The 18,580-nt window shown below is 68.9% G+C and carries 18 protein-coding genes; 4 read left to right on the top strand and 14 right to left on the bottom strand.

The features are described from left to right. Positions 1-37 precede the first annotated feature (37 nt). The 3 genes from ACIGFL_RS09940 to ACIGFL_RS09930 form a co-directional block, all read right to left on the bottom strand. A complete protein-coding gene (locus ACIGFL_RS09940) occupies positions 38-2,989 on the bottom strand; it encodes an HD domain-containing phosphohydrolase (protein WP_397497063.1) in 2,952 nt (983 codons plus the stop codon). A gap of 207 nt (positions 2,990-3,196) precedes the next feature. Further along, on the bottom strand, positions 3,197-4,258 hold the full coding sequence (locus ACIGFL_RS09935; protein WP_397497062.1) for an FUSC family protein: 1,062 nt from the start codon (positions 4,256-4,258) through the stop codon (positions 3,197-3,199). A 7-nt stretch (positions 4,259-4,265) separates the two neighbouring features. Then, entirely contained in the window at positions 4,266-5,597 is a 1,332-nt protein-coding gene (locus ACIGFL_RS09930) for a deoxyguanosinetriphosphate triphosphohydrolase (protein WP_397497061.1), read from the bottom strand. Positions 5,598-6,228: 631 nt separating this feature from the next. On the opposite strand from ACIGFL_RS09930, the gene ACIGFL_RS09925 reads away from it, so the two are divergent. Both ACIGFL_RS09925 and ACIGFL_RS09920 read left to right on the top strand, forming a co-directional pair. Further along, positions 6,229-8,046 carry a multicopper oxidase family protein gene (locus ACIGFL_RS09925; protein ID WP_397497060.1) on the top strand — a complete coding sequence of 606 codons (1,818 nt, stop codon included), beginning with the start codon at positions 6,229-6,231 and terminating at the stop codon, positions 8,044-8,046. 21 nt (positions 8,047-8,067) lie between these two features. Continuing rightward, on the top strand, positions 8,068-8,730 hold the full coding sequence (locus tag ACIGFL_RS09920) for an SCO family protein (protein ID WP_397497059.1): 663 nt from the start codon (positions 8,068-8,070) through the stop codon (positions 8,728-8,730). Here the strand turns inward: ACIGFL_RS09920 and ACIGFL_RS09915 are convergent. The 5 genes from ACIGFL_RS09915 to ACIGFL_RS09895 all read right to left on the bottom strand — a co-directional run bounded on the left by ACIGFL_RS09915 (position 8,716) and on the right by ACIGFL_RS09895 (position 11,911). Continuing rightward, the gene (locus ACIGFL_RS09915) at positions 8,716-9,615 is read right to left on the bottom strand and encodes a c-type cytochrome domain-containing protein (protein ID WP_397497058.1); all 900 of its coding nucleotides are present in this window, start codon (positions 9,613-9,615) and stop codon (positions 8,716-8,718) included. The two genes, ACIGFL_RS09920 and ACIGFL_RS09915, sit on opposite strands and share 15 nt — an antisense overlap. 48 nt (positions 9,616-9,663) lie before the next feature. Beyond that, positions 9,664-10,827: an EAL domain-containing protein gene (locus ACIGFL_RS09910; protein ID WP_397497110.1), complete on the bottom strand. Its 1,164-nt coding sequence runs from the start codon at positions 10,825-10,827 to the stop codon at positions 9,664-9,666. Positions 10,828-10,925: 98 nt separating this feature from the next. After that, complete coding sequence (locus tag ACIGFL_RS09905) at positions 10,926-11,231, bottom strand: hypothetical protein (RefSeq protein ID WP_397497057.1); 306 nt, start codon at positions 11,229-11,231, stop codon at positions 10,926-10,928. Then, on the bottom strand, positions 11,228-11,584 hold the full coding sequence (locus ACIGFL_RS09900) for a phage holin family protein (RefSeq protein WP_122107326.1): 357 nt from the start codon (positions 11,582-11,584) through the stop codon (positions 11,228-11,230). The genes ACIGFL_RS09905 and ACIGFL_RS09900 overlap by 4 nt, the downstream gene beginning before the upstream one ends. A 9-nt stretch (positions 11,585-11,593) precedes the next feature. After that, positions 11,594-11,911 (bottom strand): YqjD family protein, encoded by a 318-nt coding sequence (locus tag ACIGFL_RS09895; RefSeq protein WP_397497056.1) that lies wholly within the window; start codon positions 11,909-11,911, stop codon positions 11,594-11,596. 370 nt (positions 11,912-12,281) lie between these two features. Here ACIGFL_RS09895 and ACIGFL_RS09890 point away from each other — a divergent pair, with 370 nt between their 5' ends. Further along, positions 12,282-13,490: an ammonium transporter gene (locus ACIGFL_RS09890; RefSeq protein ID WP_122107325.1), complete on the top strand. Its 1,209-nt coding sequence runs from the start codon at positions 12,282-12,284 to the stop codon at positions 13,488-13,490. A gap of 45 nt (positions 13,491-13,535) precedes the next feature. Here ACIGFL_RS09890 and tsaA read toward each other — a convergent pair whose 3' ends face one another. From tsaA to ACIGFL_RS09860, 6 genes are all read right to left on the bottom strand, one after another. After that, positions 13,536-14,234 (bottom strand): tRNA (N6-threonylcarbamoyladenosine(37)-N6)-methyltransferase TrmO, encoded by a 699-nt coding sequence (gene tsaA, locus ACIGFL_RS09885; RefSeq protein ID WP_397497109.1) that lies wholly within the window; start codon positions 14,232-14,234, stop codon positions 13,536-13,538. 44 nt (positions 14,235-14,278) lie between these two features. Next, positions 14,279-15,013, bottom strand: coding sequence for a DUF2182 domain-containing protein (locus ACIGFL_RS09880; RefSeq protein ID WP_397497055.1), 735 nt, complete (start codon positions 15,011-15,013; stop codon positions 14,279-14,281). 41 nt (positions 15,014-15,054) lie between these two features. Then, on the bottom strand, positions 15,055-15,690 hold the full coding sequence (locus ACIGFL_RS09875) for a DUF1326 domain-containing protein (RefSeq protein WP_397497054.1): 636 nt from the start codon (positions 15,688-15,690) through the stop codon (positions 15,055-15,057). Between the two features lie 98 nt (positions 15,691-15,788). Beyond that, positions 15,789-15,974, bottom strand: a complete 186-nt coding sequence (locus ACIGFL_RS09870) for a hypothetical protein (protein WP_021442518.1) — start codon at positions 15,972-15,974, stop codon at positions 15,789-15,791. A 44-nt stretch (positions 15,975-16,018) separates the two neighbouring features. Next, a complete protein-coding gene (locus ACIGFL_RS09865) occupies positions 16,019-16,729 on the bottom strand; it encodes an rRNA pseudouridine synthase (RefSeq protein WP_397497053.1) in 711 nt (236 codons plus the stop codon). Positions 16,730-16,791: 62 nt separating this feature from the next. Further along, positions 16,792-17,286: a hypothetical protein gene (locus tag ACIGFL_RS09860; protein WP_397497052.1), complete on the bottom strand. Its 495-nt coding sequence runs from the start codon at positions 17,284-17,286 to the stop codon at positions 16,792-16,794. A gap of 147 nt (positions 17,287-17,433) precedes the next feature. On the opposite strand from ACIGFL_RS09860, the gene wecB reads away from it, so the two are divergent. Then, entirely contained in the window at positions 17,434-18,576 is a 1,143-nt protein-coding gene (wecB, locus tag ACIGFL_RS09855) for a non-hydrolyzing UDP-N-acetylglucosamine 2-epimerase (RefSeq protein ID WP_397497051.1), read from the top strand. The last annotated feature ends 4 nt before the right edge of the window (positions 18,577-18,580 follow it).

Below are 18,580 nucleotides of genomic sequence, written 5' to 3'. Positions count from 1 at the left end.
CCCGGATCAGCCGTTCGGCCGATCCGGGCCACGGCCGTCAGGCCAGCCCCGCCTTCTCCAGCAACGCCTGCTCGTCCACCGCATCGATCTGCTCGGCCAGCATGAACCGCTCGGCATAGTGCCGGTAGATGCCGGCGCGGATGAACAGGGCGAACAGCGGCGGGTCGATGTGCGCGCCCTTGCACATGCCGACCATGATGTTCAGCGCCTCCGACAGCGTCTTGCCCTTCTTGTAGGGGCGGTCCACCGCGGTCAGCGCCTCGAAGATATCGGCAATTGCCATCATCCGTGCCGGCAGGCTCATCTCGTCGCGCGTCAGGCGCTTGGGGTAGCCCGTGCCGTCCATCTTCTCGTGGTGGCCGCCGGCGATCTCGGCGACGTTCTGCAGGTGCTTGGGGAACGGCAGCCGGCCGAGCATGAGGATGGTCTGCACGATGTGGTGGTTGATGATGTAGCGCTCCTCGGCGGTCAGGGTGCCGCGGGCGATGCTCAGGTTGTGCAGCTCGCCGCGATTGAACTTGTGCGTCGGCACCTCCAGCTTGAAGCCCCAGGGGTTGTCCGGCGCGATCAGCTCCTGCGCCGGGCGTTCGATCAGGTGTTCGGCCTTGTCCGCCAGCAGCGCTTCTGCCACCGGCAGGCTGGGTGCCGGGCTGCGCTGCTGGCGCTTGGCCTCTTCCCAGGACACGCCCAGGCGGTCGTCGAGGGTGCGTAGCCAGGTGCGCTCGGCGATCTGCTTGAGGCGTGCCTGGTCGGCCTCGGCCATGGCCTCGCCGCCGAGGTTGGTGCGCGCGACGAAGGCGAACTCCTCGTCCAGCACGTTCAGCAACTGGTCGCGCAGCGCCGCCAGCGCGGCGTCTTCGCCACCCTCGGCGCGGCCTCGCCAGTAGGCGATCCAGGCGTCGCGCTTGAGCACCTCGAAGCGCATGCGCACCTCGTGGATGCGGTCGTACAGGGTCTCCAGCTTGGTCGCCTTGTCCACCACGTATTCCGGGGTGGTGACCTTGCCGCAGTCGTGCAGCCAGGCGGCGATATGCAGCGCCTCCCATTCCTCGTCGCTGGGCCGGTAGTCGCGAAAGGCCGGCTCGTCGCTGTCGGCGGCGGCGCGGGCGAGCATCAGGGTGATTTCCGGCACGCGCTGGCAGTGGCCGCCGGTGTAGGGACTCTTGGCGTCGATGGCGCCGGCGATCAGCTGGATGAAGGCGTCGAGCAGCTGCTTTTGCCGGGCCAGCAGGCGCTGGCTCTCGATGCACAGCGCGGCGCTGCCGGACACCGCGTCGACGAAGGCCAGTCGTTCCGGGCGCAACATGCTGTCGTTGCCGTCGCCGTGGTCGCGCTGCAGCAGCACCAGCACGCCGACGGTGTCGCCCTGGCGGTTGTGCAGGCCGGCGGCAATCAGGTGCAGGCGCGGGCTGTCCAGCGCCGAGAGCAGGCCGCGGAAACTGCCGGCCTGGTCGAAGCCCAGGGACATGGCGACGCTGGCGCCGCCGCTGGCCGGCCCGCGCAGCCAGTCGGGCAGCGCCGCGTCGTCCAGGGCGAAACCCTGCAGGCCCAGCTCGTCCAGGCCATGGGCTTGGCCGTCGAGCACCAGGCCCTGGGGTTCGAGGCGGCCGCTGTCGGCGTCGAGCAGGTAGATCACCCCGCCCTGCGCCTCGCTGATCGCCACCGTGGCGTCCATCACCCGGCGCAGCAGGGCGTCGAAGCGGGTTTCCGCGGAAAGGCTGGCGGCGATGTCGAGGAAGCGGCCAAGGGTGTCCTTCATTCGCGTCATCGACACCGCCAGCTGATCGACTTCGAGGATCGGCGAGCGGCCGCTGGCCGGGTGGTCGAAGTCGAAGCGGCGAATCGCCTCGGCCTCCTGCACCAGCGCGCGCAGCGGCTTGACCACCAGACGCGAGGCCAGCCAGCCCAGCGGCAGGCACAGCAGCAGGGTGGTGAGGGTGATCAGCGCGCCCTGCCAGCGGATGCGGTAGGCGTCGGCGAGCAGCTCGCGCTCGGGCACCAGCAGCGCCAGGTGCAGGCCCTGCGGGCCGCCTTCCTGGATATGCCGGTGGGCCATGGCCCAGCGCTGCTGGGCCAGCACCACGGTGCCCTGGTCGCGCTCGTTGAGTTCGCCGTCGAGCAGCTCGCCCAGCACCGGGTTGATCTCGCGCACCTTGACCAGGCGCCTGCTGTCGCCCTCGACGCGGATCAGCCGGCTGCTGTCGGGGTAGGCCACAGCGTTGCCCTCGGCGTCGGCCAGTACCAGGTCGCTGTTGGGGGTGACGCGGTGTTCGGCGAGGGTGGCGGACAGGTCGGCCAGGGTCAGGTCGGCGCCGAGCACCGCGGTCAGGCCGCTGCGCCGGGCCAGGGTGGTGCCGACCTCCTCGGTGGAGAAGAACACATAGGGCGCGGTGGTGATCTGCCCACCGTCGCCGCGGGCGCGCTTGTACCAGTCGCGGCTGCGCGGGTCGTAGCTTTCCTTGAGGCGCTGGCGGCGGCTGAGCTGGTTCAACGAGCCGTCGTAGAACAGGTAGTAGGCCTCGGTGCCTGTGGCGCTGCGGTCGATCGACCAGATCTGGTAGGCGGCGCCCGGCGGGGCGTCGAAGCGCTGCTTGAGGGCGTCGCTGCGCAGCGGGCGGACCATGAAGAAGTCGCCGTCGTCGTAGCCCAGGTACAGCGAGCCGAGCTTGGGGTTGTCGCGCAGGGCCTGGACGAAGGGGCGCAGCAGGGCCAGGCGGGTGTCCAGGTCGTCGCCCTGGGTGGCCGGGTCGAGGGTCAGCAGGCTGAGCAGGTGGCGGATCGGCCGGTAGGTGCTGTCCAGGTCCTGCTGCACGTCGTGCTGGATGCGCTCGAACAGCTTGGCGCTGCTGGAGACGATCATCTGACTGGTCTGCTGGTAGTTGAACAACCCCAGCACCACGCCGGTGAGCAGCAACAGGAGGGTGAACAGGGCGCTGATATGGACGTGTAACGGGAAGCGACGCTCGCGCGGAACGGCGGTCTTGGGCATCGCACTTCACTCCTTGGGTGGCGCTGCGGGCAGAGCAAGCATAGTGAAGAGTGGTCGGGCCTGCTTGGTCGCCGGCAGCCAGCGGGCCGGTGTGTCGCCGCGCAGCGATGTCCAGGGCGCGGCGGCCGGCCTAGGGGGCGCCATGCGTACCGGCGATCTGCTGGTGCGCGCGGCCCAGGCGGCCCCGCGACACCCTAGGAGGTGGCGTTACGGCGATTCCTGCCCCTGCTGCAGCCGGCGCGGCTTGCTCAGCTGCAGGCGCAAGCCGTGCACCAGCAGGGCCACGGTCAGGGCCAGGGCGACGCCGATCAGGGCGTTGAGCAGGCGCACCTCGGCCAGGTGCCAGTCCTGCGCCAGGCTCTCGGCCAGCAGCACGAAGCACAGGCTGGTCTGCAGCACGAACAGGCCGTAGTGGTTGGCCTGCAGGGCGCGGCTGAGGATCACCAGCGGCAGCAGGGTCATCACCATCAGCGCCGGGTCCTGCAGGCTGTGGCCGAAGGCGATCAGCAGGCCGGCGGCGGCCAGACTGGCCAGGCTGGCCTGCAGGGCGCGCACCAGGCTGCCCTGGAACTCCAGTTGCAGGGTGGTGATCACCGTCAGGGTCAGCCAGTAACCGCGCGACAGCCCGGCCAGGTTGACGATCAGCCCGGAGGCGGCGAACGCCAGCATGCAGGCCAGCGCATGCAGGCGCCACTGCTGGCGCGGCAGGCGCTGGGCGTGGCGCTTGAGCACCTTGAGGATACTGATGAAGCGCGGCATGTACGGCCACATGCGCAGCCCGTGCAGGCCGCGCAGGCCGAAGGCCAGCAGCATCACCCAGAGCCCGCCGAGGATGAACAGCATGGCCACCGCGTAGGGGTTGTGCAGGTTGCCGAGGCCGAACTGGCCCTGGCCCAGGCACAGGCAGATGGCCAGGCCGATGCCCAGCTTGCCGGCCTCGCTGCCGAAACGCTGCAGCCAGGCCAGCAGCAGGCCGAAGGCGGCGAAGATGGCGAGGCTGACCAGCGGGTGGCTGGCGGCCCAGAAACCGAGGCCCGCGCTGCAGGCACCGAGGCCGGTGAGCAGCAGCATGCGCAGCATGCCGAAGCGGTGCAGCGGGTTGGCCTGGGCGGCCTGGAAGGCGCCGGCCGAGGCCCAGAGAAAGCCGCTGTGGGCGGTGAACAGGCCGAGCAGCAGGGGCAGCGCGCAGCCGAACCCGGCGACCAGCGCCGGGCCCCAGGCCGGCGGCCCGGCATGCCAGGTGAAACTGCTGCGGATCAGGTTCTTCATAGGTTCGCTATACCGGGCTGGAGCGCCCGGTCATCTCTCTCGCCATTTCCGTAGCGTAGCTGTCGGTCATGCCGGCGATAAAGTCGATCACCCGCATAAAGGAGCGGTACAGCGGCCAGCTCGGGTCGGGGGCGTTGTGTCCGAGCAGGTCGAGGATGCGCCGGTGCTTGAACGACGGCGCGCGTCCGCCGTGCTGCTCCAGGGCGGCGCCGCAGAAAGCGTTGAGGAGGATTTCCAGGGTGGTGTAGGCGCCTATCTCGTGCAGGGTCTTGCGCTTGTCATGGAAGATCTTTTCCCGCGCCAAGGATTTGGCGCTCTGCACGCAACGCTTGGCCGCGCCGTGCATGTGTTCCACCAGGTCGCCCTGCAGGCGGCCGGCGAGCAGGTCGCGCTGCTGCTCGACGAAGGCGCCGGCGGCGGCGTTGGTCAGGTGCTCGATGGCCTTGCCGCGCAGGATCGCCAGCTTGCGCCGGCGCGAATCCAGCGGTCCCAACTGGCGGTAGGTTTCCGGAATATCGTCGCCGACCAAGTCGAGCAACAGTGCTTCAACTTCGCTGTACTCAAGCAGTTCCATCTCCAGGCCGTCTTCCAGGTCGATCAGGCCGTAGCAGATGTCGTCCGCCGCCTCCATCAGGTACACCAGCGGGTGGCGGGCCCAGCGCTGCGCCTCCAGCTGCGGCAGTTCCAGCTTGGCGGCGATCTGCTCGAGCAGCGCCAGCTCGCTCTGGTAGCAGCCGAACTTGTGCTTCTTGTAGCCCTGGGCCTCGGCATGGCGCGCGGTCCAGGGGTACTTGAGGTAGCTGCCGAGGGTGGCGTAGGTCAGCCGGGTGCCGCCGTCGAACTGGTGGTACTCCAGCTGGGTGAGCACGCGAAAACCCTGGGCGTTGCCCTCGAAACTGAGGAAGTCGGCGCGCTCGGCCTCACTCATGGCGTCTAGCCAGCCACGCCCGGCGGCCTGCTGGAACCAGTGACGGATGGCGTCCTCGCCGGAGTGGCCGAACGGTGGATTGCCGATGTCGTGGGCCAGGCAGGCCGACTGCACGACCATGCCCAGGTCGCTCGGCGCGCACCAGTCGGGCAGTTCGTCGCGCAGCATCTCGCCGACGCGCATGGCCAGCGAGCGACCGACGCAGCTGACTTCCAGCGAGTGGGTCAGGCGCGTGTGGATATGGTCGTTGCTGCTCACCGGGTGCACCTGGGTCTTGCGCCCCAGGCGGCGGAAGGCGCCGGAGAAGATGATGCGGTCGTGATCCTTGTGGAAGGGGCTGCGGCCCAGTTCCGCAGAGCTGGGAGCGGGTTTGCCGAGACGTTCGCGGGTGAGCAGGGTGTGCCAATCCAAGGCCGATCCTCTCCGGAGATGAACAGAGCCCTAGCTTCGGCGTTCGCGCCGCGCGGCGCAAGCCGGACGCGGGCGAGTCGAGATCGCCTCGCGGTTGCGTGCGGCGGATGGCCTTTGGCCAGTTGCATAAGGCGCTGCAGGCCAGGCGCGGCGCGGGCTGCAGGCTTGTGTTTCAGGAAATTTACTTTCTTTACATATGTTTATTGTTTCTATGCACTTGGGTTCTGAGGAGTGACGATTCTTTGACTCGCTGTTGATATTGGACTTAAGTTAGGCCTGTAGTTGTTGGTTATTTGACGGTGGCTGGCGAAGGAGAGGGCGCTGGCCGTCGTGATTGCGAGGTTTACCGCTAGGGAGAACGCCATGGACAGCTGTTCGACGTGCCGTACCATGCAGCCCGCCGGGCTCAGGCGCTTCTGGCGCCTGCTGCATGCCCCGCCCCTTATCTGCTGATTTCCCGCGCAGCGACCCTGCCGGAGCCGAGTCGACTCGCTCCGGCGCACCTGCCCATTGGGTGGTGTGGTCGCAGGTAGTTGTTCTGGCCCGGATGCCAAGTCGAGTCGACCCAATTTTCAGGCGGCGCGCCCTCATTGCGCCTGCGAGCAGTGGTCGCACGCCGGGGAGATACAGCATGAAACCGGTATTGCCGAGTCAAGGGCCGGGCGAGGCGCAAGACGTCGCCACGCCCGCCGATCAGTCCATGGCGCCGCCAGGCCAGTTATCGCGGCGCGGCTTTCTCCAGGGCAGCGCGGCGCTGGCCGCGGCGCCGCTGATCCTGGCGCCCAGTCGCAGCGAGGCGCTGTTGCCGGGTGAGTTTCCACCGAGCCCGGCAACCGTCCCCTGGCAGGAGTTTCTGCCCGACGCGCCGCCGCTGCTGTACGGCAGCACGCTCAATCCGCCGCCCAGCGAGCTGGCCAACATCGCCGCCGGTGAGGCCGGGCGCCCGGCGCACCAGCGCTGGGCCCAGTTCGGCCCGCAGGCCGAACACTACGAGCTGCACGTCGCGCAGCGCGAAAACTGGGTGTTCAACCCGGCCTACCCGCCGCAGCCGGTCTGGACCTACCAGGCCAAGCAACCCGACCTCAGCGTGCTCAGTCCGGTGGTGCATGCGCATTACGGCCATCCTGTGCTGTGTCGCATCTTTAACGACCTGCCAGGCAACCACACCGGCTTCGGCACGCCGGAGATCAGCACTCACCTGCACAACGCCCACGTCGGCTCGGAAAGCGACGGCTTTCCCGGCGACTACTACAGCGCCACCAAGGCCGGGCCTAGCCTGACCGCGCCGGGCGGCTTCAAGGACCACCTTTACTCCAACATCTACGCCGGCTACGACGAGCTGCAGAACGGCATCGGCGACTACCGCGAGGCGCTGGGCACGCTGTTCTACCACGACCATACGCTGGACTTCACCGCGCCCAATATCGTCCGCGGGTTGGTCGGCTTCTTCCTGCTGTTCGACCATATCGACTCGGGCAACGAGAAGGACCCCAACCCCGCCGCCCTGCGCCTGCCCAGCCACCCCTACGACTACCCGCTGGCTTTCGGCGACCGGCGTTTCGACCCCAACGGCATGCTCTACTACGACCAGGTCAGCCCCGAGGGCGTGCTCGGCGACAAGGTGGTGGTCAACGGCAAGATCGAGCCGGTGCTGCGGGTGGCGCGGCGCAAGTACCGCTTCCGCCTGCTCAATGGCGGGCCGAGCCGCTTCTACCAGTTCTACCTGACCCGTTCGAACAACGTGATCCAGCCCTTCACCTATATCGCCAACGACGGCAACCTGTTGGACAAGCCACTGCTCAATAGGCTGTTCGTGCGTCTCGGCGTGGCCGAGCGTGGGGATATCGTGGTGGACTTCTCGCGCTACCCGGTAGGCACCGAGCTGTACCTGGTCAACCGCCTGACCCACCGCCCGGAGGACACCCGCCGACCCTATCAGGTCAAGGCGCCCGGCGATCGGGTGCTGAAGTTCGTGGTCGATCGCGAGCCGCCGGAGCAGGACCTGAGTCGGGTGCCCAGCACCCTGCGGCCGTTGCCGCCGCTACCGAGCACCGCCCAGCTGGCGGCGCTGCCGGTGCGCAAGTTCGTCTTCGAGCGCAGGCAGAACATGTGGGCGATCAATGGCCAGTTCGTCGATGTCACGACGCCGCGCGCGGTCATGCCCCTGGGCAGCATGGAAATCTGGGAGCTGACCAGCATCGACGATGGCTGGGATCACCCCATCCATATCCACCTGGAGGAGGGGCGCATTCTCAGCAAGTCGATCGATGGGCGCAACGTGACGGTGCCGATCCACGAGCGCGGGCGCAAGGATGTTTATGTCATCGAGGGCTTTGCCACCACCCGTGTGCTGATGCGCTTTCGCGACTACAAGGGCAAGTACGTGATGCATTGCCATAACCTGATCCACGAAGACCACGCCATGATGCTGCGTTGGGATGTCGTCTGAGCCAGCCGGAGGTTTTTTGCCATGAACACGCGAAGAAAGGTACTGGCAGGGCTGGGCGTCGCCGCGTTCGGCTGGGCTGCCTGGCGCTCGGGCAGCAGCCTGCAGCAGCCGGCCGCGCCGCTGGCCGGGGTGGGCGGTACACGCTTTCCCAACGTGCCGCTGCTGACCCACGAGGGGCGTCAGGTGCGCTTCTACGACGACCTGGTGCACGGCAAGGTGGTGGCGATCAACATGATGTACACCCAGTGCACCAACAGTTGCCCGGCCACCACCGCCAACCTGCGCCTGGTGCAGAAGATGCTCGGCGAGCGGGTCGGGCGCGACGTGCACCTGTACTCGCTGACGCTGCAGCCGGAGCAGGACAGCCCCGAGCGCCTGCGCGAGTACGTCGAGCGCCACCATATCGGCCCGGGCTGGCAGTTCCTCACCGGCACCCGCGCCGATATCGAGCAGCTGCGCCGCGCCCTGGGTTTCTACGATGTCGACCCGGTGGTGGATCTCAACGACCTGACCCACACCGGCATGCTGCGCATCGGCAACGACGCGCTGGATCGCTGGACCATGGCGCCGTCGCTGACCGATGCCGCGCAGATCCTGTCGACCATCAATCATGTCGACAGCAAGATGGTGCACACCGCCTACCGCCCGAGCGAGGCGCCGGCCGAGCAGCTAGCGCAGGCGTAGGCGTTCCACCCGCACGCGGCCGCCGGCGTCGAGGCGGCCGCGCACCTGCACGTACGCGCCGGGGCGTGGCGCATCGTCCAGGCGTGAGCGTGCGTCGATCAGCAGTGGCAGGCCGTCCAGCTTGCCGGCCTCATCCAGGCGCCCGTGCAGGCGCAGCTTGGCGCCCGCCGGCAGCGGCGCCGGGCGCCCGGCGGCGTCGCGCGCGCCTTGCTCGATCCAGGCCACGATCAGGTCGACTTCCGCGTCCGTGAGATAGGGTGGGCCGTCATAGGGCATGCGCGGCCGCGCCTGGCCGCGAATGCGTCGCACCAGCTCGCTGGCCGCGGGGTTGCCGGGCACCACCCGGGCACGCTCGCCGCTGGCCAGGGTCGCCGCGTAGCTCGACAGCAGATAACCCTCGGGGGCGGCGCCCATCAGGCCGCTGGGCGAGTGGCAGTTGGCGCAGCGACGCAGCAGGATGGCCTCGACGTGGCGGTAGTCGACGGCCTCGCCGGGTTGTGGGCTCGGGATGGCAGGCTCGGCTGCGCGCGCGTCGCCCGGCGGTAGCCCGGCGTTGATCCAGCGTTCGACCAGGGCGATCTCGGCGGCAGCGAGAAAGGGTGGGCCGGTCAGCGGCATGCGCGGCTGGCTGCTGCCAGTCAGGCGGCGCAGCAGCTCGCTACCGGCGGCATCGCCGGGGTGAACCACCGGGCCGCGCTGGCTGCCGCGCAGCAGTTGCTCCAGGCTGTCCAGGCGCAGACCCAAGGGCGCCTGGGCGCCGCTGTGGCAGGCCAGGCAGCGGCTGGCCAGCAGCGGGGCGATGTCGGCGTGGTAGGTCGGCGCGTCGGCCAGCGCGGCGGCGCTGAGCAGCAGCGGGGCGAGCAGACGCAGAGGGAGCCCGGGCATGAGTGCAGCCTCGATGGTCGAGGGGTTAACTCAAGCCTAGCTGTGCATTCAAAGACCGGCGGCGTCGATGTCCACCAGCAGCAAACGGCGGCCGTGGTCGATGAATTGCCCGGCGGTCAGGCAGTACTGGTTGCTGGTGGCGTCGCGGTAGGTGCTGGACAGGGTCAGGCGGCGCTCCTCCCAGCCTTCGGCGAGCAGCTGGTAGAAGTAGGGGCGCCACGACCAGTTGTGGCCCAGGTAGCGGTCGTCGCTGTGCCAGGCCTGCTGGCGCCATTCCAGGTTGGGGGTCAGCTGGGTGCCGTGGCGGTCGCACTGGTAGATGCGCAGCAGCCAGGGGTAGTGCTCCGGCGCGCGGAGGCGCGCGGCCGGCGCACCGCTTTCGGCCCACAGGCGCAGCTCGTGCATCAGCTCCGCCAGCTGCTGGCGCAGGGTCATCAGCCGCGCGCGCTCGGCCAGCTTGTGCTGCACGTAGCTGTCGCGCAAGCGGGCGAAGCGGCCGGCGAAGGCGTCGCTGGCGAACAGCTCGCGGGCCGGTTTGGCGAACAGGAAACCCTGCACGTAGCGGGCGCCGCATTCCAGGGCGAAGTTGAGCTCTGCTTCGGTTTCCACGCCCTCGGCGATGATCCAGCAGCCGGTCTTTTCCGCCATCTGCGCCAGGGCCTTGACCACCTCGCCGCTGGGGCCGCCGCGGGCGGCGGCCTGGAACAGGCGCATGTCCAGCTTGAGGATGTCCGGCTGCAGCGCCAGCACCCGGTCGAGCTGCGAGTAGCCGGCGCCGAAGTCGTCGATGGCGATGCGCGCACCGGCCTCGCGGTAGCGCGCCACCACATCCGGCAAGCGCTGGCTGGCGCCGCCCAGTTCGGTGATCTCGAAGACGATGCGCGAAGGCTCGATGCCGCTGCGCTGCAGCTGCAGCAGGCTGGGCAGCGGCTGTGCCGGACGCAGGCGACTGATCCAGCGCGGCGAGATATTGAGGCTGAGAAACCAGTCCGCAGGCGCCTGGTGAAAGCGCGCCAGGGCCTCCTCGCGCACCTGGCGGTCGAGGCGGCGCAGCGCCGTCGGCGGGGTCTTCGGATCGGCGAACAGCGGGCCGGCGGAATGCGCCTGGCCGCTGGCGTCACGCAGCCGGGCGAGCGCCTCGACCCCGGCGATGCGGCCGGTGGCGGTGTCGATAAAGGGCTGGAAGACGGCGAAGGGCTGTCCGTCGATCACCTGGGTGTCCTTAGCTGCGAGCATTGGGCCGCCACCGAGGCGGGCGGATCGCTCGATCTAGCAAGATCGCGGCCAGCCCAGGTCTAGACCAGCGGCATTCAGGCCTCGGCGGTGGGGCGGCGGCGCCGCAGCAGCGGGGCGACGATCAGCGCCAGGCGCAGCCAGCGCCGCCAGCCACGCTTGCCGCCGAGCAGGCCGGCCAGGGCCAGGGCGCCGCCGGCGAGCCAAAATGGTGCAGTGCCCTGACGCAGGCGCAGGCCATAGTCGCGCGCCTGGCGCAGCGGCTGGCTGAGCTGCAGCGCTTCGTGGCGCAGCTCCTGGCGGTGCATCTCCAGGCGCATGCGCAGCACCGCCTTGCGCAGCTGCCGGCGCGAGGCGCCTTTGGGGAGGGGGGGCAGGCTCATGGCAGCAGTTGCTCGCGGTCGCGTTGCAGTTCTTCCAGGCTGGCGGCGAAGGGCGGCTCGGCGCGCTGCAGGCTGAGGGCCAGCCAGGCGCCGCTGGCCAGCAGGCCGGCGGCATAGAACAGGCACAGGCCGACGGCCACCGCCAGGCGGTGGCTGTCCCAGTAGAGGATCAGCAGCAGCGCCGACAGGCCGATCAGTAGCAGCAGGGCGAAGCCCAGGCACAGGCCGCCCAGCAGCAGGGCGCGCAGGGCCTGGTTGCGCTGGTCCTCCAGTTCGTGGCCGAGCAGCGCCAGATGGCCCTGCAGCAGGCCGAGCAGGGCCGCGCCGAGGCGGCGGGGGGAAGGGCCGCTCATGGCGCGCGCTCAGCGGCGGCTGAGCAGCAGGCCGAACAGCAGGCCCACCGCAGTCGCCAGACCGAGTGCGCGCCAGGGGTGCTTGTGCACGTAGTCCTCGGTGGCGTCCACGGCGATCTTGCCCTGCTCGCGCAGGCCGGCTTCGGCGCGGTGCAGGGTCTCGCGGGCGCGGCCGAGGCTGTTGCGGATATCGTCGCGCAGCGCCTCGGCCTGTTCGCCGGCGAGGCTGGCGGAGTGCTGCAGGAGTTTTTCGGTGTCGCTGACCAGGGCCTGGAAATCTTCCAGCAGGGCATCCTGGCTGCTCGGGGTGGCGTTTTTACGGGGCATGGAGCGCGTCCTCTGCGTTGGGCATGTAAGGCTTACGAGTGCGTCGAGGCTCGAGGGTTCCGCAAGGGTAGTCGGTAAATGGCCAAGGGCCAGGCTGGTATAGCGCTTGCATTGTGCTGGTGCGCGAAGTCTCGGAACTGCCCCGTGTTGGGGCTTTTCCGGTCTGGGTCAGGAAGGCCGATCGCAAGCCTAAGTTATTAATTAATAAGAAATTAGTACCAAGGAACCAGAATCGAGCGGCGCCATTTCGGGGCCGTGGCCTGGCGCTTTATGTGGGCATGGCGGTACGGGTGGCTGCATTGTGGTGCGCGCCGGCTTGTCGATGCCTTGCTTTGGTGCTTTTTCCCCAACGCCGGAGTTTTCTTCGCAGATGGAAAACATCAACAGCGCCGTGGAAACCCTGATCCACGGCTCCAATACCCTGTTCATCCTGCTCGGCGCGATCATGGTGCTGGCCATGCACGCCGGTTTCGCCTTCCTCGAAGTGGGCACGGTGCGGCAGAAGAACCAGGTCAACGCGCTGTCGAAGATCCTCTCGGACTTCGCCATCTCGGCCCTGGCCTATTTCTTCATCGGTTACTGGATCGCCTACGGGGTGACCTTCCTCGAGCCGGCGGCGGTGCTGACCGAGAACCATGGCTACGGCCTGGTGAAGTTCTTCTTCCTGCTGACCTTCGCCGCGGCCATCCCGGCGATCATCTCCGGCGGCATCGCCGAACGCGCCAAGTTCGGCCCGCAGCTGTGCGCCACGGCGCTGATCGTGGCCTTCGTCTACCCCTTCTTCGAGGGCCTGATCTGGAACGGCAACTACGGCCTGCAGGCCTGGCTCCAGGCGCGCTTCGGCGCCGGCTTCCACGACTTCGCCGGCTCGGTGGTGGTGCACGCCATGGGCGGTTGGCTGGCGTTCGGCGCGGTGCTGCTGCTGGGGCGGCGCAACGGCCGCTATCGCGACGGCAAGCTGGTGGCCATGGCGCCGTCGAACATTCCCTTCCTCGCCCTCGGCTCGTGGATCCTGATCATCGGCTGGTTCGGCTTCAACGTGATGAGCGCGCAGACCCTCGACGGCGTCAGCGGCCTGGTGGCGGTCAACTCGCTGATGGCCATGGTCGGCGGCACGGTCGCCGCGCTGCTGGTCGGGCGCAACGACCCGGGCTTCCTGCATAACGGCCCGCTGGCCGGCCTGGTGGCGATCTGCGCCGGCTCCGACCTGATGCACCCGGTCGGCGCCCTGGTCACCGGCGCCATCGCCGGCGCGCTGTTCGTCTGGGCCTTCACCGCGACCCAGGTGAAATGGAAGATCGACGACGTGCTCGGCGTCTGGCCGCTGCACGGCCTGTGCGGCGTGTGGGGCGGCATCGCCTGCGGCATCTTCGGCCTGGAGGCCTTCGGCGGCCTGGGCGGCGTCAGCCTGGCCAGCCAGCTGATCGGCACCGCGCTCGGCGTGCTGGTGGCGCTGCTTGGCGGCTTCCTGGTCTATGGCGTGCTCAAGGCGCTGCTGGGCATTCGCCTGAGCCAGGAAGAGGAATACAACGGCGCCGACCTGTCGGTGCACAAGATCGGTTCGATCAACCTCGATTGAGCCTCGCGCCGCCGGCAGCCCCTGCCGGCGGCGCGCCTTTTGGCGCTACTGCGCCACTCGCTGCAGATCCAGCACGCGGATGCGCCCCGGCTCGGGGTAGTGCCAGTGCACGTCCAGGTCCCACAGGCGCGCGCCGTAGCGGCGCTCGGGCTCGGGTTGCTGGTAGGCCGGGCGCGGGTCCTGCGCCAGGCATTGTTCGATCAGTTCCACCAGCGGTTCGCCCAGGCGCAGGGCGTGGGCCTGCGCCTGCTGCAGCGCCTCGGCCTGCCAGGCCACCGGGATCAGCTGCGGCGCACCCTCGGCCATGGCGTTGCGCGCCTCGGGCAGGCAGTCGGCGTAGGGCACGTAGGGCTTGATATCCAGCACCGGGGTGCCGTCGAGCAGGTCGATGCCGGACAGGTGCAGGCGGCCCGGCTCGACCCGCTCCAGGCGTACCACCGACTGGCCGATGCCGTTGGGCCGGTGGGTGGCGCGGGTGCTGAACACGCCGACCGCCTGGTTGCCGCCCAGGCGCGGCGGGCGCACCTTCAGCCGCGGCTGCTGCTCCAGCGCCTGGTGGAAGAGAAACAGCAGCCAGACGTGGCTGACCTGCTCCAGCCCCTGCACCGCGTCGCCCTGGTCGAACGGCGGCAGCAGCTCCAGCACGCCGCGCGCGGCCGGCGCCAGCTGCGGCTGGCGGGGGATGGCGAATTTTTCCTTGAAGCAGGAACGGACGAAACCGATCGGGGAAACGCTGTAGGTCATGGCGGCGGCATACGGGTCGGGGGCGGCCATGTTAACCCAGCGGCTCAGCCGAACAGCAGCCACAGGCTCCAGGCGATCAGCAGCAGCCCGCCCAGGCGCGCCAGCCACAGGCCCTGCGGCAGGCACTTCTCCAGCAGCACCCAGGCGCCGAGCGCCGCCACCCACAGCAGGTTCATCACCCCCACCACCAGCAGCAGGCCCATCAGCGCCCAGCAACAGCCCAGGCAGTAGCCGCCATGGGCCAGGCCCATGCGCAGGCCGCCGAGCGCCCCGTCGCGCCAGTTGCCGAGGAAGAACTGCAGCGGCCCGCGGCAGCGCATCAGACAGGCCGCCTTGAGCGGCAGCCACTGGTAGAGGCCGGCGCCGAGCAGCAGTAGCGCAGTGAGCTGAGTACTGGCGCTGCGCATCGTGTTGTGCACCAGGCTGAGCTGTTCCAGCCACCACTGCAGCGCGGTGGCGGCAATGGCGAAGACGCTCCACACCAGCAGATAGGCCAGGGCGAACAGCGCCACGGCCAGGTGCCGCCGCGGGGCGGCCAGGCGCCCGCGCAGCAGCGCCTGGTAGAGCAGCAGCGTGGGCAAGGCGCCGGGCAGCATCATGGCGACCATCATCACCGCCCACATGGCGAGCATCAGCAGGGCATCGCCCGGACTCCAGGGCATCGGCATGCCGCTCATCGCCGCATCCGCCATGCCGCCCGGCGCGCTCATGGTCAGGGCCATGCGCTGCAGCGCCAGCCAGGCGAGCGCGATCAGCGTCAGCAGGCACAACAGCCACAACGCCTGTTCCGCCGTCAGCGGGCGGCGAGGTACAACCGCGTTCAGGGCTGCACACCCTGGCCGGTGAAGTGCACTCGGGCCAGGTGGCTGTGGCCGCCGCTGGACTCCAGGTGCAGTGCGGCGTGGGTGCTGTGGCTGCCGCTGGCCATCTCCGCTTCGAGGAACTCGAAGCCCTCCGGCAAGACCAGGCGTGCCCGCTGCGGCCTGCCGTCGACCGGGCTGCGGATCGGTTCGCCACTGGCCTGCAGCACGCCGGGGATGTGCAGCGTGGCGAGGCGCGCGTCGACATCGATGCTGAGTTCGATGGGCACGAACAGCGGGTCGAACACCTGGCTCAGGGTGGTGCTGAAGACCTGGAACACATTGGCCCCGGGCTCGCTTTCCTGGCCGGAGAGGATGGTCAGCAGCGCCTGACGCTGCGCAGCGTCGGCGCGCTCGTCGATAAACAGCTGGACGCTGCCGTTACCCTTGTGGATGGGGCCTGGCCAGGCGAAGGTAGCGGCCCAGCACAGGCCGTCCAGGGGCGTGGCCTGGAAGTGGCCATGGGCGATGCGCATCGCCACCACCGCCTCGCAGTTGCCGTGGGTGGGCGGGGCGCTGAACTGGCAGGGACAGCCCCAGTTGCAATTGCAGGAAATGAATTCGACGCCTTGCAGGCGCCAGTCGAGGGTGGCCATGAGCGGTCTCCTTCACCTCGAAGGTGAGTCAGATCCCCCATGGCTAATGCTAGTCGAGCATGGCCCGGCGCCGGCAGGCGCTGACCAAAGGCGCTTCGCTAGTCGATCACCCGGCAACCGGCGTCGCGAAAGGGCCCGGCGAAGCGCACCCAGCCTTCGCCGGGGCTGACCTGGGCGCAGGTCAGGTGGCCGTCGGCCTTGCTCTGCCAGAGAAAGAACGGTGCCGGCGCGGCCAGGCAGGCGGCGCTCAGGGCGAGCAGGGCGGTCAGTAGCAGCGTACGCATGGCGATGGTCTCCGCAAGACGAGAGGCAAACCCTAGCATGGTTGTCAGAAGCGTTCCTTCTCGCCCAGGTAGCGCCACTGACCGAGCGGCAGCTTGGCCATGGGCACGCCGCCGATGCGGATGCGCTTCATCGCCAGCACCGTCAGCCCCAGCGCCGCACACATCTGCCGCAGCTGCTGCGGCTGCGGATTCTTCAGGGCGAAACGCAGGCGCTGCTCGCTCTGCCAGCTGGCCTTGCACGGCGGGAACTGCACGCCCTTGTGCAGCAGGCCCTTCTTCAGGCGCTCCAGGCCGTTCGGCGCCAGCTCGCCGCTGACCTCCAGCAGGTATTCCTGTTCCAGCTTGTGGCCGTCCTCGCGCAGCTTGCGTTGCGTGCGCCAGTCCTGGCTGAGCACCACCAGGCCGCTGGCGCCGACCTGCAGCGGCAGGCTCTGCTCCTGGCGGAGGAAATGCCCATGCAGCACGCGCTGCGTGTGCGGGTCGTCGCTCCAGTGGTTGACGGCGGCCAGCGACTGCTGGATTCGCGCGTTGTCGGCGTCGGCCGCACAGTGCAGCAGCAGGGTCACCGGCTCCACCGGATCGAGGCTGGCCTCGGGGTGCAGTTCGACGCGCTGGCCCTCGACCTTGAACTGCGGCGCCTCGACCACCTGGCCGTCGACGCTGACCCAGCCGCCGGTGATGTACAGGTCGGCCTCGCGCCGCGAACAGCCGAACAGTTCGATGACGCGTTTGGACAGGCGGACGGGTTCGCTCATGCGGGGTGGCTCGGCTGGCAAAAGGGCGGCCATTGTAGCGCCCCGCCTGTAGGCATGCGGGGTTATTCGGCAGATGAGTTCGGGTAGTCGTGCGGGCTTTGGTATTCGCGCTTGCGCCCGGTGAACCCCTCGAACAGCGCACGATGGCGCGCCAGGCCGCACTCGTCCTGCCGTATGGGGTACTCGCCGACCCACTGGATCAGGTTGTAGAGCATGGCCTGCTGCTCGGTGGCACTGGCGAACTTCTCCGCTTCCCAGGGGCGCCGTCGGCAGTGGGCGATACAGGTATCGACGCCGGGATTGAGGAAGATCAGCTCGTCGCAGTGGGGCAGCGCGGTCTCGATCAGGTCGCCATAGCAGCCTTCGATCACCCAGTGTCGATGTGCCTGGATAAAGCCCATCAGCAATGCCCGGCTTTCGCCAAGCGGTTTGCGCTGAGGCCCCTCGTTCCAGGCGATCTCGTCCAGCCCCAGGTGGGCGACGGCGCGGCCGCCGATCAGCTGCCGGGCCAATGTGCTCTTGCCGGCACCGGCATTGCCCAGCAGCACGATACGCATAGGTGCGTCTCCATTGATTTGGCTCAAGGCAACTCTAAATCGGCCTGGACAGGGCGCGATAGAGCGACTTGTATTGCCGGTGCGAGTTCTTCTCATCAGGCAGACGGCCGATTCCCCCTCATGGAGAGCCAGGCCAAGGAGCGGTGCATGTCCCTCAAGGTTCAGATGGTCTTCGGCACCCGGCCCGAGGCGATCAAGATGGCGCCGCTGGCGCGGGTACTCAAACATTGGCCGGGGGTCGAGCTGTTCGTCTGCTCCACCGGCCAGCACCGCGAGATGCTGCGCCAGGTGCTCGCCGCCTTCGAGCTGGGGGTGGACGAGGACCTCGACCTGATGACCCAGGGCCAGACCCTCAACGGCCTGGCGCAGCAACTGCTGCTGCGCCTCGATGCCAGCTACGCCCGGGTGCAGCCGGATATCGTCCTGGTCCACGGCGACACCACCACCAGCTTCGTCGCCGCGCTGGCCGCCTTCCACCGGCAGATCGCCATCGGCCACGTCGAGGCCGGCCTGCGTACCGGCAACCTGCGCGCGCCCTGGCCGGAAGAGGCCAACCGCACCCTCACCGGAGTGCTCGCCGACCTGCATTTCGCGCCCACCGACAAGGCCCGCGACAATCTCCTGCGCGAGGGCCGCGCGCCGGCCGATATCGAGGTCACCGGCAATACGGTGATCGACGCCCTGCTGTGGATGCGCGATCACTTGCGCAGCAGCGGCTGGCAGCCGGCGGCCGATTCGCCGTTGGCGGCGCTGGCGGCGGAGCAGCGCCTGGTGCTGATCACCGGGCACCGGCGGGAGAACTTCGGCCAGGGTTTCGAGCAGATCTGCCAGGCCCTGGCCGAGCTGGCCGGGCGCTACCCCGAGGTGCAGTTCGTCTACCCGGTACATCTCAACCCGCAGGTGCAGGGGCCGGTGCGCGGGCTGCTCGGCGGCCTGGCCAACGTCCATCTGGTGGCGCCGCAGGGCTACCCGCACTTCGTCTGGCTGATGGACCGCGCCTACCTGATCCTCACCGACTCCGGCGGCGTGCAGGAGGAGGCGCCGGCGCTGGGCAAGCCGCTGCTGGTGCTGCGCGAGGTCACCGAACGGCCCTCGGTGCTGGAGGGCGGCACGGTGCGGCTGGTGGGCACCGACCCGGCGCGCATCGTCGCGCAGACCGCGCGCCTGCTCGACGATGCCGAGGCCTACCGGGCGATGAACCGGGTGTTCAGCCCCTATGGCGACGGCCACGCCAGCGAGAAGATCGCCCAGCGCCTGCTGCGCTGGGCCGCAACAGCCAAAACCGAGTGACGCG

The organism is Pseudomonas sp. NPDC077649, assembly GCF_044542855.1.
Taxonomy (GTDB): domain Bacteria; phylum Pseudomonadota; class Gammaproteobacteria; order Pseudomonadales; family Pseudomonadaceae; genus Aquipseudomonas.
Note: the sequence above shows the minus strand (reverse complement) of the source record. Positions and strands in the feature narration are given on the sequence as shown.